Raw genomic sequence first — 1,781 nt, forward strand, 5'->3', positions numbered from 1 at the left:
AGATACGCGCAGATCTCCACCTCGGCCTGCTTCAACTCGCTTGCAGCATCATCTGCTTGAGACGACTCCGAACCTCATTCTGAAACGATCAGTTAGTGCGATCGGATCATCACGGTGCGCTCGAACGGCCGAATCCCCCGCCACACCGATGCCTGCCGTCCCTGAAAGGGAGAGCCATGGCCCGGAAGTAGGCCGACGACGGACCGAGGACCGGCCGGCTACTGCGAAATCCCCCGCCCTGATCGGCGAACACGAGACCGTGGTGGAGTGACCCATCTTCCCGGCCTCTTGCGGACCGCTCCCCTGCAGGGGGAGACGACCTCGTCGCTGATCTGCCGCATCGCCGGCCGCTACGGGATGGAAGCGAAGGTGCTGCGGGCCTGCTGGAAGTGGCGCAACTACCCGCCTGGGCATGAGGGCGGAGGCGCACGTGCCGATGCCGAGGTGCTGCTGAACGCGGCCGGACGCCAGCTCCTGGCAGGCATGTGCGTCGTGGAGGAAGACGTGCTGGCGCGGGCGTTGCCGTCCTGGGCGGAAGAGGATGCCAAGCTGCGCGCCGAGGATGGCGATCCGGTGGGGCTGTGGCGGATCGGTGGCGCGGTGGCCGGTCCGGTGGCGTTCGGCTGCCGGTTGTGCGCCGCCGGGCGGACAGGAACCGTCGTGCGGGTCGTGCGGTACGCCCCGCGGTGGGATCGGGTGTGCGCGCGGCACGGGCGGTGGCTCTTGGACGCGGACGCCGACCAGCCTCGTGAGTACCTGGACGTGCGGCACCTGCCGGAGATGGTCGGGGCGCAGCGGCGGTGGACGGGGGTGGCGCGGCGGGCCGTGCGGGCCGGGGCCGAGCCGGAGCGGGTGTTCGCTTTGGCGCAGGCGGTGGTGGCACGGTGGTGGGGTCAGGCCCTTGGCTGGGAGCGGGAGACGATCTGGCCGCGGCGGCTGCATCAGGTCGCGGGTGGTGATGCCGGGTCGGAGTTTGAGTGGTGGAGGATCGTGGGGCGAGATGCGGTCATCTTTCCCGAGGTGGTGGCGGTCGCCGACGCTCTGCTGGATCCGGGCATGGTTGAGCTGGTGTGGGTGGACAGTGGTGCGGGGCGGCCGCGGGCGCTGCCCGCTGACGGGGTGTTCTGCCGCCGGCTCGGGGAGCGGGTCGGGCGCGCGTGGCTGGGGCCGTTGGCGGCGACGGATCATGGTGGTCCGCTGATCGCGTGGATGGGCGGGGTCATCCGCCGGCGCTGCGGAGCTGGCGGCCCGCCGGGGTACGCGGACGATCCGTGGTGGGTGCGCCAGGAGCATCAGCCGGTGCCGATGGCTGGGCAGTTGCGGGTGCTGGGCAAGGAGAAGCGGGCGCCGGGTTCGGGGACGATGTGGCGGGCTGTGGTGCCGCCCGAGCAGCGGGCGCGGATTGGCAGCCTCATCGGCAGTGTTGAGGAGCAGTTGCTTCAGCTGCGGGGTGTGCAGAGCGGGCCGACCGCTGATGTCGCCCGGCAGCTGCTGCGCGGTCTCGGGCATAGTGCTGGTCTGATCGAGGCGGCCTGGAAGCGGACCGCGGTGGCGGCGGTGAACGGCGGAGTGCCGTTGGAGGAGGTGGCCCGGTGGGTGGACATGCCCGCCGAGGTCCTCAGGAGGATGCTGCCGGTGGTCGGGCAGGAAGGCGACGGCTGAGAATGGCGGGGCGGGGTGTCGGCTGTTACTGAGGTTGAACTCGTGGAGTCGTAGGGGCTGACGGCTGGTCGTCCGTGCGGTATCACCGGAGCATGCGGTATCCACAAGGGGGCGGGCTG

1 protein-coding gene is annotated in these 1,781 nt (G+C 70.7%); it reads left to right on the top strand.

Translation table 11 applies throughout. The features are described 5' to 3' along the window. The first annotated feature begins 267 nt into the window (after positions 1-267). Positions 268-1,662 carry a DNA-binding protein gene (locus ACWCXX_RS41285; protein ID WP_451136453.1) on the top strand — a complete coding sequence of 465 codons (1,395 nt, stop codon included), beginning with the start codon at positions 268-270 and terminating at the stop codon, positions 1,660-1,662. The last annotated feature ends 119 nt before the right edge of the window (positions 1,663-1,781 follow it).

The organism is Streptomyces sp. NPDC001732 (assembly GCF_053596315.1).